The following is a 15,412-nucleotide window of genomic DNA, read 5'->3' as shown; positions in this document are numbered from 1 at the left end:
GAGACCTCCGGGTGCGGGCCCTTTCTCCAGGCTCCGGCTCCCACCCCACGTCTGCCCTGAGGACCATCATGAGACGCAGCACCCTCCTGGCCGCGGCCACGGCCACCGCCCTGTCGGCATCCCTGTTCACGGGCACCCTGCCGGCCCGTGCGGACGGCACCGCCGGCGGTCCCGTCCTGTCCGACGCGGACGACTGGTACGAGCCGGGCCTGCTCTTCGTGACGGCGCACTCCGACTCCCCACTCACCCGAATCACGGCGCACTTCCACCCCCTGGGCGCGCCGGACGGGGCTCCGGAGGCCGGAGAGACCGAGGACTTCACCCAGTACTCGGGGCAGGACGCGCGGTCGGGCGTGTGGCGGGCGCCGGTGCACCTCGCCGAACTCGGCGACTACCGGATCACCGTCGATCTGGAGGACGCCTCCGGCGCGACCGTCACGGGGGTCCTCTCCCCGCACACGCTGCACTACCGGACGGTCCTCGCCATCTCGGGCCTCACCACCACCCCGAACGTGCCGGACTACCTCCACCAGGAGGTCTCGGTCAGCGGCACCGTCGTGGCCCGGGACCCTCGCGACCCCGACACTTCGGCCCCCGCCGCGGGCATCACCGTGGACACCGACGCCGGACACCTCCACACGACCGCGACCACCGGCGCCGACGGCCGCTTCACCGCCGCGTTCGTCCCCTCCGAGCCGTCGTTCCAGCTGTACACCGTGCCCGAGGCCTCCGGCAGCTACCGTGAGGCGGTCGTCCCACCGACGTACCCGCAGAACCTCCACACCAGTCAGGCACCGGTCCGTTTCTCGGCGAGCACGCACGCCCTGAACCTGGCGCAGGGGGCCACCGGGACCGTCACCGGCCGAGCCGAGATCCAGACCACCGCCGGCTGGCAGCCGCTGCCGAACACCGCGATCGCCCTCGGGGACCAGGCGCACGTGGTCGCACGAACGACCACCGACAGCCACGGCGACTACACCCTGCACGTCCCCTCGGACAGCCCCGCCCCGGACGCCGAACTCGTCGCGGGCACCGGGGACCTGCCCTTCCAGCAGACCGCGGCCGAACCCTTCACCCTCCACGTCGCCTACACCACCCACACCACCCTGAGCCCGACCCTCCACGACGACGGAACCCTGTCGGCCGACGGCTACGTCTCCTACGACGACGCACACGCCCACTGGCCCGCCAAGCCCACCGTCACCCTGCAGTACTCCCAGGACGGCAAGAGCGGCTGGAAGGACGCCGCCACCGTCGCCGTCCCGATCCGCCACAACAAGCCCCTGTGGCAGGAGACGTTCGCGCGCACCCTCACCAAGGTGGACACCGACGCCTACTGGCGGGCCCGCTTCGACGGCAACCCCGACCTGGCCTCCAGCACCACCAAGCCCGTCCACCTCTACCGCTACGCCACCCGCGTCACCGGCTTCCACGCCTCACCCGACCCCGTCCGCAAGGGACAGCCGATCAGCTTCGCCGGCACCCTCCAGTACAAGAAGGGAACCACCTGGAAGGCGCTCGCCGGCGGATCACCCACCCTCTACTTCAAGCCCCGCGGCTCCAGCACCTATCACTACGTCTGCGAGCTGGACACCGACAAGAACGGCCACCTCAAGGGCAGGGTGACCGCCCAGCAGGACGGCACCTGGGCCGTCGCCCTCAGCCGCGAGACCGCAACCCACTACCTCGCAAGCACCAAGGTCACCGACTACGTCGACGTCCGCTGAACCCGTCCTCGGTGGTGGTGCCCGGGGCGCCACCACCGAGTGAACGGAATCCGGCCGCACGGGAGTTGCCCGCGCAGCCGGTACCCGACTCCGGTCAGGACGCGGTGGCAGCATGGCGCCCATGGTGAACTACAACCTCGCCGTCCCCGAAGAGGACGACGCCGATGTCCTGTCCGCGCTGGTGGCCGAGGGCGACGAACTCGACGGTCTGGTCGGTGAAGTGGACGACTGGTCCCTCCCGACCCCGGCGCCCGGCTGGACGGTCGCCCACCAGATAGCCCACCTCACGTGGTCGGACGCGAACGCACTCTGCGCGTTACGCACGCCGGACGCGTTCGACGCCGAACTCCGGCGGGCGGAGACCGAGGGCAGCGCATACGCGGACCGTGCCGCCGCCGCCCGAGCGGCACTACCGAGGCCCGTACTCCTGGACGAGTGGCGGTCCGGTCGAACGGAACTGGCTGCGGCGCTGCGCGACACGCCATGGGACCACGCCTTCCCCTGGTACATGTCGAAGGTGACCCCGGCCCTGATGACGCCCCTTCGCCTGATGGAGACCTGGGCACACGGACAGGACGTCTTCGACGCCGTGGGCCTCGCGCGTCGCCCCACGGATCGGCTGCGGCACGTGGCGTCGCTGGGGGTGCTGGGACGGGCCCTGTCCTTCGCCGCCGTCGGACTGCCCGAACCGGCGGACCCCTTCCGCGTCGAACTGACGGCACCGGACGGACTGACCTGGGTGTGGGGCCCTCAGGCCGCCGCGCAACGGGTACAGGGCAGCGCCATGGACTTCTGCCTGTGCGTCACGCGGCGTCGCTCCTGGTCCGAGACCCACCTGACGACGACCGGCGAGGACGCCCGGAAGTGGCTGGAGGTGGCACGCGTCTTCCTCTGACGGCGCGACGGAGGTCGGTGAGCGGACGAACGAACACCCCGCACCGACCACGCGGCACTCGGCGGGCGGCGCGCAGTGACGGCCACCCTCCCGGATGCCGATGAGCGCCGGTCCGCCCCCTCCCACAACAGAGTGCGCGGATTCACCGTGCGGGCTGCGAGAGCCTCCGCGCAACGGCGGACGGCGGGGCCGTCGCTTCGCTGCGCCTTGCGAGCAGGACCATGTGGCCGCGTCAGAGATCGATGACGCGAGCCACGAAGAACCCGGCGACGAGCAGGCAGCCCAGCAGGATCAGGAACAGCCATACGCGCGGATGCTCCCAGAGGCCGCCGTCGGCTCGTTCCTGGTGCGCTTCGGCGATGCTGCCTTCCACGGGCGGGGTCTCGCCCGGCGGGATGCGAGGCGGGGTCATCGTCACCCCTCCGGTTCGTGAGCGACGGAGTGCAGTCCGACCGGTTCGCGTTCCTCGTAGTTGGCGAGGGCGAGCCCCAGGGCGAAGAACGTGGGTGCCCATTCACCGACGAAGATGCCCCAGCGGTCGGCGCGTTCGAGGTTCTCGGCCTTCGAGGAGGTCAGCCACGACACCAGAGACAGGCCGATCGAGCCGAACGCGGCCAGATAGGCGTGCTCACTCGTGACGCCGGCGTCGTGAAGCTTCTTGACGATCATCGCAGTCTCCTGTCCGCCGGGACCCGTCCTGCGCCCCGTCAGTCATAACGGCACGAAATGCTCATCGTGTCGCTTTCGGCGCCGGTCGGACATGCGGATGCACCCAGGTGTCGCCTTCCTGCGTCCCCGGGCCTGGGGCCGGGTGTCGGCATGAGGTCTCGTACACGTGCGGCCACCCTCTTCGAAGCCGGCCTCAGGGCGACGACGCGGCCTTCGTCGCGATCCGCCGCCTGGCACCCTGACGGCCCGCCGTCATCCGGTGCTGATCTCGTTCCTGCGGCTGCCTCGGGCCGCGTCAGGTGCGGATCCGCCCCACAGACCGGCATCGATGTCGTCCCCGCCCACGTCCACGAGCACGCAGCTCGACGAGCCGCTGGTGCTCGGCCGGGCTGCGCAGCATGGCGTGATCGGCCGGCGAGTGCGCACCGAGCCACGACTCGAATCGCCTCCACTCACGCTCGAACGCGGCAAGATCTCTCGGTGTCATGGACCGAACGTAGACGGCCGCACCGACAGCGGGCTCCCGGGCCGGTCGGCCCGGCCGGGTGAGAGTGGGTGCACCGCCGAGCGGGCGCCTGCGGCCGACGGTGGCGCTCAGTCGATCACGGCGGCCCGCCAGGCCTCCTCGTCGGCGTCCAGGAGCGCCGCGACGCATGCGCCGTCCAGCAGCGGGCCGTGGTCGGCGGCGACCCTCAGCGCCGAGGCCGCGGTCAGATGGCCGAGGCGCAGGGCGCGGTCCACGGACAGCCGGCGCAGCAGGCCGCCGAGGAAACCGGCGGCGAAGGCGTCACCCGCGCCCACCGGTTCGGCGACCCGCACCTTCAGAGCGGGCACGACGTGAGGCTCGGCCCCAACGAACGCGGTGGCAGCACGGTCTCCGTCCTTCACCACGAGAAGGTGCGGACCGGGCAGGAGGTCACGCACCCGTTCGGCATCGGTCACCCCGTCCCCCCACAGGGCCTGGGCCTCGTCGAGGCCGACCAGGACGATGTCGGCCCGGTCCGCGAGCCCGCGCAGCACGTCGGCCGCGGAGCGGTCGGCCCACAGGGCGGGCCGGTGGTTGACGTCGAAGCTGACGGGCCACGGGCGGTCGGGGCGCAGCGCGTGGTCGACGAGGCCGCGGCAGCCGCGCGACAGAGCGGGGGTGATTCCGCTGAGGTGGACCAGCGCGGCGTCCGTGAAGGCCGGGCCGTCGAGCACGTCGGGGGTGAGGGCCGAGGCGGCGGAGCCGGCCCGGCGGTAGTGGACGCGGGTGCCGTGCGGGCCCGGGTCCTTGAACAGCAGACCGGTGGGTCGTCCCGGGTCGGTGCGCACGCCGCTCACGTCGACGCCGCCCGCGGCGACGCGGGCGCGGACGCGGCGGCCGAAGGGGTCGTCGCCCACCGCGGAGACCCAGCGGACGGGGATGCCGTGGTCGGCGAGGTAGAGGGCGACGTTCGACTCGGCGCCCGCGATGTCCACGCGCAGCAGGTCGGCGCCGTCCAGCGGGCCGAGGGGGTCGGGGGCGAGGGCGGCCATGGTCTCGCCGACGCAGACCACGGGACCGGTGCGCAGTGGCCGATGGGTGTTCATGGTGAGGGGTTCCTAGGGTGTGCCGGCGCGGTCGGCCGGGGCGGCGGGGGCCGTCGGGCGGTAGGGGGCGGCCGGGGCACCGGGTACGTCGACCCGGACCGCGAAGACGGCGCCGTCGAGCGGTCCCGGGTCGGGCAGGCCGATGTGCGCGCTGGTGACGAGGAGCGTACGGCCGTCGGGGCCGCCGAGGCAGAGTCCCGCGGGCTGGCGGGCGGGCAGGTCGACGGTCTGGTCGAGTGTGCCGTCGGGGCGGTAGCGGCGGACCTGGCCGGCTCCCCAGACGGCGGTCCACAGGCAGCCCTCGATGTCCACGGTCATGCCGTCGGGGCTGCCGGTCTCGAGGGCGGCCACGGCTTCGGGTGCGCCCAGGTCGCCGCTCTCGGGGTCGACCGGGTAGCGGCGGATGACTCCCCGGGCGCTGTCGGCGAGGTACAGGGAGGTTCCGTCGGCGGCGAAGGCCGGTCCGTTGGGGATCGAGACGTCCCGCAGGACACGGGTGACGCGGCCGTCGCGGTCCAGGCGGTAGAGGGAGCCGGCGTCCTCGGTGGCCTCGCAGGCCATGCTGCCGGCCCAGAAGCGGCCGTGCGGGTCGGCGACGCCGTCGTTCATCCGCATCGGCACGGGTGCGCCGTCCTCGGGGCGCGCGATCCAGACCACGCGGCCGGCGGGATCGATGTGGCAGATGCCGGTGCCTGCCGCGGCGATCCAGTGGCCGGGGCGCCCTTCGACCGGTGCCACGGCCCCCAGCGGGCAGGACAGCCGAGTGATGGGATCGAGCGCCGCGCCGGGCCCGTCGGGCAGGGCGAGCAGTCGGCCGGTGAGGATGTCGGTCAGCACGGCGCGACCGTCCGTCCAGCGAATGCCCTCGCCCAGTTCGAGCCGGTCGGTGCTCAGGACGGCCGGGGCGGTCACCGGCACGGCTCCGGGCGGACGACGTCCCGGAAGACGCGGGCGCGTTCGCGCAGGGCGGTGAGGTCCCCGCCCGCCGCGGCGTCGCCGACCAGGGGCGAGCCGACGCCGACGGCCGTGGCACCCGCAGCGAGGTACTCGGCGGCCGCCGCCGCGTCCACGCCTCCGACCGGTACGAAGGGCAGGTTCGGGAAGGGGCCGCGCAGGTCCCGCAGATAGCCGGGCCCCCCGGCGCTGCCCGCCGGGAACAACTTGAGGGCGTCGGCGCCGAGCCGCTGCGCCTGGAGGATGTCGGTGGGGGTCAGCACGCCCGCGAGTACGGGCAGTCCCAGCTCGTTCGCGGTGGCGATGGCGTCGCTGACCGCCGGGGTCACGAGGAACGAGGCGCCGGCCCTCTGCGCGGCGCGGGCGTCGTCGGAGGTGAGCACGGTCCCGGCACCGAGCGTGGCGTCGGCGCCGAGCGCGGCGCGGGCTCGTGCGATGACGTCGAGCGCGTCGCGGCCCGAGAGGGAGACCTCGATGAGGGTGATGCCTTCCTCGGCGAGGGTGAGCACGGTAGTCAGCGCGGCGTCCGGGTCGCTGCCGCGGACGATGGCGAGCAGCCGGTGGGCTCGCAGCGCGGCGAGCAGGTTCATCCGGAGTCCCTTCTGGTGACGGGTGTTCAGGGGTGGCGGTCCGCCGTGACGGTGAGCCGCCGGGCGACCTGACCGCCAGATGACGGATCTTCAGAGGCAGCGGCCCGCCATGACAGTGAGCCGCCAGCCGATCTCACCGCCAGATGACGGAAGTTCAGAGATGACGGTCCGCCGTGACGGTGAGCCGCCAGGCGACCCGTCCGCCGGGCGGCACGACGGCGGTGTCGCCGTCCGCCGCCGCGGCGCGGTCGAAGACGCGCCCCAGCATCGGCTCGACGCCGATCGAGCGGTACGGCGCGTGCTCGGGGAAGCCGCCGAGGTTGCGCCACAGAGCGACCGCGACCGGCTGTCCCTCGGCCTCGACGGACAGGTGCAGGGTGTCGGTGCCGTCGTGCACGGACACCTGGGAGGTCTGCACGACCGCTCCGACGGCGCTGCCGTCGTCCGGGCCGAGCCGGTCCAGGGGCACGCCGCCGGCGGTGGGCCAGGTGCCGGCGACCCATCGGTCGCCCTCGTCCGGGTAGAGCCGTACGGGGGCTGGTCCGGCGACGCTGATCCGGGCGGCGACGGAGAGGTCGAGCAGGGCGTGGGCGGCCCACACGAAGCGGTAGCCGGGATCGGCGGTGAGCGTGTAGTCGGCGACGACGGCGTTCCCCCGTTCGCCGAGGCGCCGGGTGAGCCGGAAGTCGGGGCACTCCACGGTGTCCTCGTCCCCGGCCCGCCGCCAGGACCGCGACCAGGCGTCCCCGTGGTCGGGCAGCCCGCGCACGGTGGGCACGCACTCCTCCAGCCCTCCGGCGTCGGCGAAGGCGTCACCGGGCCGGACCAGGGGGCGGCGGGGTTCGTCGCGGTGCCACAGCCACTCGCGACCGCCCGCGGTCAGCGAGGTCCAGCGTCCGCCGTGGTCCGCGTCGGTGGCGACACGGACGGGCAGCGGGGTGACGCTCACCATTCGGCGAAGGAGCCGTCGGCGTGCCGCCAGACGGGGTTGCGCCAGGCGTGGCCGGAGCGGTCGGCGGCGCGCACCGCGTCCTCGTCGACGGCGATCCCGAGTCCGGGCAGCTCGGTGCGGTGCGCCTGGCCGTCGACGAAGCGGAACGGCTCGGTGTCGACCAGGTAGGACAGCAGGTCGGCGTCCTTGTTGTAGTGGATGCCCCGGCTCTGTTCCTGGATGAGGAAGTTCGGCGTGGCGAAGGCGACTTGAAGGCTCGCGGCGAGCGCGATCGGTCCGAGCGGGCAGTGCGGCGCGAGGTGGGCCCCGAAGGTCTCGGCGAGCGAGGCGATCCTGGTGACCTCGGATATCCCGCCGGCGTGCGACAGGTCCGGCTGGGCGACGGCGACGCCGGCCGTCAGCACCGGCAGGAACTCGGCCCGCCCGTAGAGCCGTTCACCGGTGGCGAGCGGCACCGGCGAGGCGGCGACCAGGCCCGGCAGCAGGTGTCCCTGCTCGGGCAGGACGGGTTCCTCGACGAACAGCGGGTGCAACGGGGCCAACTCGTCGAGCACGCGCCGGGCGTTGGCGGCGCTGAAACGCCCGTGGAAGTCGACGGCGACGTCCCGGTGCGGGCCCAGGACCTCGCGGGCGGCCGCCACGCGCTCGACGACGGCGGCCGTCTCGGCGGGGCTGCCGATCGGTGAGGTGCGCCCGGCGGCGTTCATCTTGACGGCGGTGAAGCCGGCCTCCACCTGGGCCGTGACTTCTTCCTTGATCCGGTCCGGTTCGTCGCCGCCGACCCAGGCGTACACCCGTACCGTGTCGCGGACCGGGCCGCCGAGCAGGGTGTGCACGGGCACCCCGAGGGCCTGGCCCGCGATGTCCCACAGGGCCTGGTCGATGCCGGCGACGGCGCTGGACAGGACCGGCCCGCCCCGGTAGAAGCCGCCCTTGGTCAGCACCTGCCAGTGGTCCTGGATGCGCAGCGGGTCCTGGCCCACCAGGTACTCCGACAGCACCTCGACGGCGGAGCGGACCACCTCGGCCCGGCCCTCCACCACCGGCTCGCCCCAGCCGACGACGCCGTCGTCGGTCTCGATGCGGCAGAACAGCCAGCGGGGCGGGACGAGAAACGTCTCGACGCGGACGATCTTCACTGTGCCTGGCCGCCCTTCGTCTTCGGTGAACCGTCCGCGTCCTGCGGCTCCTGCGGGCCGCTGACCCGGTCGAGATCGCGCGTCGCCTGATCGAGCAGGGCGCGCATGGCGTGTTCCGCGGCGTCCGCGTCCCGGTCGCGCACGGCGTCGAGGACGGCCCGGTGACTGGGGACCGGGTCCTCGCTGTGCGGTGCGCTGTGCACGAGCTGGTCGCGCTGGGCGAGGCCCGACTCGATGACCATCTCCATGCGTTCCAGCAGCTCGTTGTGGGTGGCCGCGAGCAGCGCCCGGTGGAAGGCGAGGTCGGCCTCGACGGCATCGCTCGCGCCTCCCTGCTGCCCCATGGCGGTCAGCGCGGCCTCCAGCGCCTCCAGGTCGGCGTCGGTGCGGCGGTCCGCCGCGAGACGGACGGCCGCGGGCTCGATGATGCCGCGCACCTCGCCGAGATTGCGCAGCAGCGCGGTGTCCGCGCCGGTGGCGCCGCTCTCGGAGAACTGCCAGCGCAGCATGTCGGCGTCGAGCAGGTTCCAGTCCGAGCGGGGCCTGACGAACGTGCCGCGCTTCTGCCGGGCGTCGACCATGCCCTTGGCGGCGAGCACCTTCAGGGCCTCGCGCAGGGCGGTCAGGCTGACGTCCAGCTCGCTCTGCAGGGCCGCCATGTCGAGCGTCGCCCCCTCGGGGATGTCGCCGCTGAGCACCCGGTGGGCGAGGGCCTCCACGGTCTGGCCGTGCACCCCGCGGCGTGCGTAGGGCCTCATAGGTTTGCCTTTCTTGCTGTTCGGTAGGTGACTGGAGCGGTCGGTGCCGCGTCAGGCCGAGGACTTGGTGACGCTCCAGCCGCCGTCCACGAGCAGAGTCGATCCGGTGATGTACGAGGCTTCGTCGGCGGCGAGGAAGGCGACGGCGGCGGCGACCTCCTCGGGGGTGCCGAAACGGCGGGCCGCGGTCTCGGCGACGCTGAGTTCGCGGTCGGCCTGCGGGACCCGGTCCCATGCGGCCGTCAGGATCGGTCCCGGCAGAACCGCGTTGACGCGGACGTCCGGGCCGTACTCGACGGCGAGTTGACCGCACAGCGAGAGCAGGGCGCCCTTGCTCGCCGCGTACGCGGGGTGGCCGGGGAGACCCCGGTGCGCGTGCACGGAGGAGACGAGCACCGCGGACCCGCCGTGCGCGCGCAGATCCGGCAGGACCGCCTTCATGCCGAGGAAGGCGCCGGTCAGGTTGACCGAGAGCTGGCGCTCCCAGGAGGCGAGCGTGGTCTCGTGGGCCGGCGCCACGGTGACCGTGTATGCGTTGCTCACCAGGACGCCCACGGGCCCGAAGCCGTGCGCGGCGGTGACGACCCGCTGCCAGTCCTCCTCGCTCGTGACGTCGGCGGCCACGAACACGGCCCTGGCCCCGTCCTTGCGCAGCCGCTCGGCGGTCTCCTCGCCGCGCTCGGCGGCGATGTCGACGAGGACGACGGCCGCGCCCTCCGCGCTCAGGCGGGCGGCGCAGGCCGCGCCGATGCCGGACGCGGCGCCCGTGACGACGGCGACGCGGTGGGTGAAACGGGCGGCTGGGTTCATGGGGTGGATCTTCTCCTGTTCGGGGGCCTGCGGGGCGCGGATTCGTCCGCTGTCGTCACTGACGGGTCAGGACGGTCAGCTCCGCGTCGTGTTCGGGGGTCCAGGCGTACGGCAGCCCCGAGTGCAGCAGATGGGCGCCGTTGTAGCGGGTTCCGGTGGCCGTGTCGGTGTACACGGACCCCGGGGCGAGGCCGCGCAGGCGCAGCCGGGCGGGCCGTCCGGGCAGCAGGGGCGCGCCGTCCAGGGGCCCGGTGTTCCAGGCCGTCACCACCACGCGGGCGCCGCCCGGTTCCTCGTACTGGACGCCGCACGTCGGGTCGGCGGGGCTGCCCAGCAGATGGACCTCGCCGTGGTGGACGACGTCCCGGATCTCCTTGTACCGGGCGATCCACCGGGCGGCTTCGGCGCGCTGGCGCGGCGTCCAGTGGCGGATGTCCGCGCCGATGCCGAGCACGCCGGCCATGGAGTTGACGAAGCGGAAGGCGAGTGAGCGCGGCCGGGGGTCGAAGAGGCCGGGGGCGTCGGTGACCCAGGAGCTCATGGTGTGCGGGGCGTGCGCGTGGAGGTAGCCGTGCTGGATGCGCAGCCGGTCCATGGGCGCGGTGTTGTCGCTGGGCCACACCACGTCGGTGCGGGCGATGGTGGCGTGCTCGACGCGGCCGCCGCCGCCGGCGCAGCCCTCGACGGTGACGTGCGGGTGCGCGGTGCGCAGGTGGTCGAGGACGCGGAGGTAGCCGGCGACGTGGGCGGCGTCGAGGTCCTGCCGCTCCGGGTCGGGGCCGTCCGGGTGGCCCGGGCGGCCGCGTTCGGTGGGGGGCCGGTTCATGTCCCACTTGAGGTAGCCGATGGCGTGGGAGCCGAGCAGCCGGTCCAGGGTGGCCAGGACGAACTCCTGGACGTCCGCGCGGCCGAGGTCGAGCAGCAGCTGGTTGCGCACGAGCGTCACCGGGCGGCCGTCGATCCGGTACACCCACTCGGGGTGCTCGGCGTACAGCTTCGAGCGGGGACTGATGCCCTCGGGTTCGACCCACAGACCGAAGTCCATGCCGAGGGCGCGGACGTCCTCGACGAACCGGTCGAATCCGCCGGGGAACTCGGCCGGGTCGGGGTGCCAGTCGCCGAGGCCGCCGGTGTCGTCGGCGCGGCCGGTGAACCAGCCGTCGTCGACGACGAAGAGTTCGGCGCCCAGTTCGGCGGCGAGCGTTGCGAGTTCGAGCTGGCCGGCGGCGTCGACGTCGAAGCCGGTGGCCTCCCAGGAGTTGTACAGGACCTTGTGGGGGCGGTCGATGCGCTCGCCGGTCAGGTGCCGCTCGTAGCGGTGCCAGACGCGGGCCAGGCCGTCGAGGCCGTCCGGGCTGAAGGCGCAGGCGAGCCGGGGCGTGACGAGGGTGGTGCCGGGGGCGAGGCGGACGGCGCCCTCGTGGGGCACCCGGCCGGCCCGCACCCGTACCGCGCCGCCGGGTTCGGCGTCGGCGGTGATCCGCCAGTTCCCGGACCACTCCAGTGCGATCCCGTAGGTGGGGGTGGTTCCCTCGGCGGGGTCGGCGGCGTCCTGGACGGCGAGCCAGGGGTGGTAGGCGTGGCCCGCCGAGCCCTGGGTGCTTTCCATCTCGAAGCGCCCGCGGTCCAGTTCGACGTTCTTGAGCTGGAACTCCTGCGACCACTGGCCGGCCAGGTAGGTCAGCCGCGCGCCGCCCTGGACGGGCACGTTGACGGCGGCGGAGTCGAAGCGCTCCAGCCGTACCTCGTCCGCTCCGGTGCAGGTGAGTTCCGTCCAGCGCAGGACGACGTCGGTGCCGGGCACCGTCTCGTAGCACAGCGTGGTGCGCAGCCCGAGGAGGTCGTCGGCGAACTCCAGGCGCAGGGCACGGTCGCCGTCCTGCGTGGCGCCGTCGAAGCGCCACCAGCTGCCGCGGTCGTGGCCTGGGCGGGAGGCGATCAGGTCGGCGCCGGTGAACGGCCGCAGCCCGTACGGGATGTACTCGGCCGGGGCGGCGTCGGCGGGGGTGATGAAGTGGGTACGGCCGGACCAGTCCATGGGCGAGGGTCCGTCCTCGGCGCCGTGCGGCCCCCACGCGGCGAGTTCGGCCCAGCGTCCGTCGCCTTCGAGGGTGACGGCGTAGGTGGTGGTGTCGGTGCGCAGCAACCACCGGTCGGGGGCGGTCATTTCACGGCTCCGAGGTTCAGTCCGGCCACGAAGTGGCGCTGGAAGCGGAGGAAGACGGCCACGGTCGGGGCGGCGGCGATCACCGATCCGGCCGCGATGACGTTCCACATGGACACGTACTGGCCCTGCAGTCCGATCAGTGACGCGGTGACGGGCATCTGGCTGTCGGTGCGCAGCACCGTGATGGCCCACAGCAGGTCGTTGAAGATCCAGGTGAACGACAGGGCGGTCAGGGCCGCCAGCGCGGGGCGGGCCAGCGGCAGGATGATCCGCCAGTAGATCTGCCACGGGCCCGCGCCGTCGATGACGGCGGCCTGCTGGATCTCACCGGGGATCGCCCGCATGAAGCCGTGCAGGACGAAGACGTAGAAGCCGACGCCGAAGCCGACCTGCACGCCGATCAGGGCGTACAACCGGTCGTAGATGCCGAGCACTTCGCTGAGTCTGGAGACCGGGATCAGCAGGATCTGCGGAGGCAGCAGGTTGCCGCCGAGCATGAGCAGCAGCAGGACGCGCCGCAGGGGCAGGTCGTAGCGGCTGAGCGCGAACGCCGCCATCGAGGCGAGGCCGAGCGAGATCGCCACGGTGGGCAGGGTGACCAGCATGCTGTTGACGAGTGCGCGCTGCTGGCCGCCGTCCACCCACGCCTGGCGGAAGCCGTCGAGGCTGAACGAGTGCGGCATGCTGCCCACTCCGTGCGCGGCGATGTCGTCGAACGTGCGGGTACTGGTGACCAGCACGAGGACGATCGGCAGCAGCCACAGCGCGGACAGCGCTGCCGCGGAGAGGTGGAAGCCGGCCGTGCGCAGCCTGCGGCCGTCCAGGAGGGGGCGGCGGGGCGCCGCGGTCTCGCGGGGTGCGGTCCGCACCTCGGTGTCCTCGGCGGGTGCGGCCGTGTGGGTGGCGGTCATCAGTCGGCCTCCCGGAAGGCGCGCACGAGGTAGCTCACGATGACACCGAAGGCCAGCAGGAAGATGACCACGGCGAGCGCGGAGCCGTATCCCAGGCGCAGGGACTGGAACGCGGTGGAGTACATGTAGGTGCTCAGCAGTTCGGAGGAATGGTAGGGGCCGCCGCGGGTGAGCGCCCATACGACGTCGAACGAGCGCAGCGAGTCGATGACGATCACCGACAGGACGACGGCGTTGACGCTGCGCAGCTGCGGCAGGGTGATGTGCCGGAACTGCTGCCAGCGGGTGGCGCCGTCGACCTTGGCGGCTTCGTAGAGGACGGGGTCGATGCCCTTGAGGCCGGCCAGGTACAGCACCATCACGTAGCCGACCTGGCGCCACAGCGCGGGCACGATGACCGCGTAGAAGGCGGTGTCCTGGTCGGCGAGCCAGGCGTGCTTCCAGCCGCCGAGACCGACGGCCCCCAGCACGTTGTTGATCAGGCCGTCCGGCTGGTACATGGCCTGCCACACCAGTGCGGTCGCGACGAGCGAGAAGACCACCGGCAGGAAGAGCGCCGCCCGGTAGAAGCCGATGCCGCGCCGCTCCTTCTGCAGCAGCATCGCGGTGCCGAGCCCGAGGGCCGCGGAGAGCCCGCCGAACAACAGCAGCCACAGCACCGTGTTGACCGCGGCGGTGCGGAAGACCGCGTCGTGCAGCATCTCGCTGTAGTTGCCGAGACCGATGAACTTCGGGGCCGCCAGGCCGTCCCACGAGGTGAGGGAGAGATAGAAGCCCTGCAGGGCCGGCCAGAAGACCCAGAACCCCTCGGCGAGCAGCGGGACGAGGACGAAGGCCAGGACCACCGGGGGCACTCGCGTGGCCCTGGACCGTCGTGCGGAGCCGGTCAGCGCCATTGTCACTGGCTCCAGATCTTCTGTGCGCTGCGCTGCCAGGTGGTGAGGATGGAACCGATCTCCTTGGGCTTGGACAGGTAGTGCACCAGGGCCGTGTCGGCGGTCGGCTGGAGTGCGTCGCTGGAGTCCCGGTTGAAGAACTGGGTGAGGTCGGCGGCGCTCTCGATGAGCTTGCGGCCCTTGAGGACCAGCGGGGTGCCCGCGTCCTTGGCGTCCGGGTGGGTGGGCAGCGTGGTGCCGGACGAGCTCTTGAGGTAGAGCTCCTGCGCCTCGGCGGTGGCGAGGTAGCGCAGCAGCTCCTTGACGTCGTCGCCGCGTCCGGTGCGGGCGCTGGCGAAGTAGCCGTCGGTGGGCGCTTCTTCGGCGACGGGCACCTTCGGGTCGATGATGGGGAACTGGAAGAAGTCCAGGTCGTCCAGGGCGTCCTTGGGTGCGGCGTCGGCGAAGAAGGTGCCGATGAGCATCATGCCGGTGTGGCCCTGGAGCAGGCGGGTGGTGGCGTCCTGGAAGGGGATCGCCGTGCCGTTCGGGTCGAAGTAGGGGCGGACCTCGTCCCACTTGTCGAAGACCTTGCGGACCTCGGGTCCGTCGAACCGGTGCTTGCCGGCGAGGAGTTCGCGGTGGAAGCCGGCGCCGTTGATGCGGATGTCGAGGTAGTCGAACCATGCGGAGGCGACCCACGGGGTGTCGCCGCCGGCGCCGAGGCCGATCGGGTCGACGCCCTTGCTCTTGAGCTTGTCGCACAGGTCGAGGAACTCGTCCCAGGTCTTGGGCTCCTTGACGCCCCACTTCGCGAAGTTGGACTTCCGGTAGAACATGCCCCACCAGTAGTAGCTGGTGGGCACGAAGACCTTCTTGCCGCTGGAGGACGAGGTGCAGAGCTTTTTCAGCGCGTCGGTGTAGCCGGAGAGTTCGGGCTTGGTCCAGATGTCGTCGAGGTCGAGGAGCAGGTCCTTCTTGGCGTACGACTCGGCGACGGAACCGGGGTACCAGGTGTAGACGTCCGGCGGGTTGGCCGAGGTGAGGTAGGTCGGCAGCTGCGTGCGGAAGGTCTCCGAGGCGACGGTGTTGAGCTGTGCCGTGGCGTCGCCGCGCTTGTCGAAGGCGGCGACGATCTTCTGCATCGCGGCCTTGGCCTGCGGTGAGGAGAGGTTGGACTGCAGGGTCACGGGGCCACCGGACTTGCCTGCGGAGGAGGACGGGCTCTGCGTGACGCAGCTGCTGAGCAGCGCGCCGGCGCCGACTGCGCCGCTTCCTATGAGGAATCTGCGGCGGGTGGCGTTGAAGGCGGTCATCTGTGCACTCCCTTGGTGCCCATGGAACGGAGCTTGAGGCCCCCTGACGGCCCGGCTCAGGGCGCGGCAGGCACAGC

At 72.5% G+C, this 15,412-nt stretch carries 15 protein-coding genes; 2 read left to right on the top strand and 13 right to left on the bottom strand.

Annotated features, from left to right (window positions below; genetic code table 11):
- Positions 1–68: 68 nt before the first annotated feature.
- Complete coding sequence (locus tag WN71_RS08585) at positions 69–1,727, top strand: hypothetical protein (protein ID WP_046582050.1); 1,659 nt, start codon at positions 69–71, stop codon at positions 1,725–1,727.
- A 121-nt stretch (positions 1,728–1,848) separates the two neighbouring features.
- Positions 1,849–2,622, top strand: a complete 774-nt coding sequence (locus WN71_RS08580) for a TIGR03084 family metal-binding protein (RefSeq protein ID WP_046582258.1) — start codon at positions 1,849–1,851, stop codon at positions 2,620–2,622.
- 232 nt (positions 2,623–2,854) lie between these two features.
- Here the strand turns inward: WN71_RS08580 and WN71_RS08575 are convergent, their stop codons facing one another.
- The 13 genes from WN71_RS08575 to WN71_RS08515 form a co-directional block, all read right to left on the bottom strand.
- A complete protein-coding gene (locus WN71_RS08575) occupies positions 2,855–3,034 on the bottom strand; it encodes a DUF6480 family protein (protein ID WP_046582052.1) in 180 nt (59 codons plus the stop codon).
- A 2-nt stretch (positions 3,035–3,036) separates the two neighbouring features.
- On the bottom strand, positions 3,037–3,291 hold the full coding sequence (locus WN71_RS08570; protein ID WP_046582054.1) for a hypothetical protein: 255 nt from the start codon (positions 3,289–3,291) through the stop codon (positions 3,037–3,039).
- Between the two features lie 594 nt (positions 3,292–3,885).
- The gene (locus WN71_RS08565) at positions 3,886–4,863 is read right to left on the bottom strand and encodes a sugar kinase (RefSeq protein ID WP_046582056.1); all 978 of its coding nucleotides are present in this window, start codon (positions 4,861–4,863) and stop codon (positions 3,886–3,888) included.
- A gap of 12 nt (positions 4,864–4,875) precedes the next feature.
- Positions 4,876–5,781: an SMP-30/gluconolactonase/LRE family protein gene (locus tag WN71_RS08560; RefSeq protein ID WP_107469595.1), complete on the bottom strand. Its 906-nt coding sequence runs from the start codon at positions 5,779–5,781 to the stop codon at positions 4,876–4,878.
- Entirely contained in the window at positions 5,772–6,407 is a 636-nt protein-coding gene (locus WN71_RS08555; protein WP_046582057.1) for a bifunctional 4-hydroxy-2-oxoglutarate aldolase/2-dehydro-3-deoxy-phosphogluconate aldolase, read from the bottom strand. Before WN71_RS08555 ends, WN71_RS08560 begins: the two co-directional genes overlap by 10 nt.
- A gap of 154 nt (positions 6,408–6,561) precedes the next feature.
- On the bottom strand, positions 6,562–7,359 hold the full coding sequence (locus WN71_RS08550; protein WP_046582059.1) for a hypothetical protein: 798 nt from the start codon (positions 7,357–7,359) through the stop codon (positions 6,562–6,564).
- The gene (dgoD, locus tag WN71_RS08545) at positions 7,353–8,498 is read right to left on the bottom strand and encodes a galactonate dehydratase (protein ID WP_046582061.1); all 1,146 of its coding nucleotides are present in this window, start codon (positions 8,496–8,498) and stop codon (positions 7,353–7,355) included. The genes WN71_RS08550 and dgoD overlap by 7 nt, the downstream gene beginning before the upstream one ends.
- Positions 8,495–9,256 carry a FadR/GntR family transcriptional regulator gene (locus tag WN71_RS08540; protein WP_046582063.1) on the bottom strand — a complete coding sequence of 254 codons (762 nt, stop codon included), beginning with the start codon at positions 9,254–9,256 and terminating at the stop codon, positions 8,495–8,497. The genes dgoD and WN71_RS08540 overlap by 4 nt, the downstream gene beginning before the upstream one ends.
- A 51-nt stretch (positions 9,257–9,307) precedes the next feature.
- Positions 9,308–10,066, bottom strand: a complete 759-nt coding sequence (locus tag WN71_RS08535) for an SDR family NAD(P)-dependent oxidoreductase (protein ID WP_046582065.1) — start codon at positions 10,064–10,066, stop codon at positions 9,308–9,310.
- 55 nt (positions 10,067–10,121) lie between these two features.
- Positions 10,122–12,233, bottom strand: coding sequence for an alpha-galactosidase (locus WN71_RS08530; protein WP_046582067.1), 2,112 nt, complete (start codon positions 12,231–12,233; stop codon positions 10,122–10,124).
- A complete protein-coding gene (locus WN71_RS08525) occupies positions 12,230–13,144 on the bottom strand; it encodes a carbohydrate ABC transporter permease (protein WP_240529598.1) in 915 nt (304 codons plus the stop codon). The genes WN71_RS08530 and WN71_RS08525 overlap by 4 nt, the downstream gene beginning before the upstream one ends.
- Positions 13,144–13,998 carry a carbohydrate ABC transporter permease gene (locus WN71_RS08520; RefSeq protein ID WP_240529597.1) on the bottom strand — a complete coding sequence of 285 codons (855 nt, stop codon included), beginning with the start codon at positions 13,996–13,998 and terminating at the stop codon, positions 13,144–13,146. Before WN71_RS08520 ends, WN71_RS08525 begins: the two co-directional genes overlap by 1 nt.
- Before the next feature lie 44 nt (positions 13,999–14,042).
- Positions 14,043–15,335, bottom strand: coding sequence for an ABC transporter substrate-binding protein (locus WN71_RS08515; RefSeq protein ID WP_046582070.1), 1,293 nt, complete (start codon positions 15,333–15,335; stop codon positions 14,043–14,045).
- Between the last annotated feature and the right edge of the window lie 77 nt (positions 15,336–15,412).

Source organism: Streptomyces mangrovisoli, assembly GCF_000974985.2.
Lineage (GTDB): Bacteria > Actinomycetota > Actinomycetes > Streptomycetales > Streptomycetaceae > Streptomyces > Streptomyces mangrovisoli.
This window is presented reverse-complemented; position numbering and strand designations above follow the sequence as displayed.

Coding starts and splice junctions, on each gene's coding strand:
- WN71_RS08535 (WP_046582065.1), bottom strand. CDS start 10,066: ATGAACCCAGCCGCCCGTTTCACCCACCGCGTCGCCGTCGTCACGGGC.
- WN71_RS08550 (WP_046582059.1), bottom strand. CDS start 7,359: ATGGTGAGCGTCACCCCGCTGCCCGTCCGTGTCGCCACCGACGCGGAC.
- WN71_RS08565 (WP_046582056.1), bottom strand. CDS start 4,863: ATGAACACCCATCGGCCACTGCGCACCGGTCCCGTGGTCTGCGTCGGC.
- WN71_RS08530 (WP_046582067.1), bottom strand. CDS start 12,233: ATGACCGCCCCCGACCGGTGGTTGCTGCGCACCGACACCACCACCTAC.
- WN71_RS08515 (WP_046582070.1), bottom strand. CDS start 15,335: ATGACCGCCTTCAACGCCACCCGCCGCAGATTCCTCATAGGAAGCGGC.
- WN71_RS08585 (WP_046582050.1), top strand. CDS start 69: ATGAGACGCAGCACCCTCCTGGCCGCGGCCACGGCCACCGCCCTGTCG.
- WN71_RS08575 (WP_046582052.1), bottom strand. CDS start 3,034: ATGACCCCGCCTCGCATCCCGCCGGGCGAGACCCCGCCCGTGGAAGGC.
- WN71_RS08570 (WP_046582054.1), bottom strand. CDS start 3,291: ATGATCGTCAAGAAGCTTCACGACGCCGGCGTCACGAGTGAGCACGCC.
- WN71_RS08525 (WP_240529598.1), bottom strand. CDS start 13,144: ATGACCGCCACCCACACGGCCGCACCCGCCGAGGACACCGAGGTGCGG.
- WN71_RS08555 (WP_046582057.1), bottom strand. CDS start 6,407: ATGAACCTGCTCGCCGCGCTGCGAGCCCACCGGCTGCTCGCCATCGTC.
- WN71_RS08580 (WP_046582258.1), top strand. CDS start 1,849: ATGGTGAACTACAACCTCGCCGTCCCCGAAGAGGACGACGCCGATGTC.
- WN71_RS08540 (WP_046582063.1), bottom strand. CDS start 9,256: ATGAGGCCCTACGCACGCCGCGGGGTGCACGGCCAGACCGTGGAGGCC.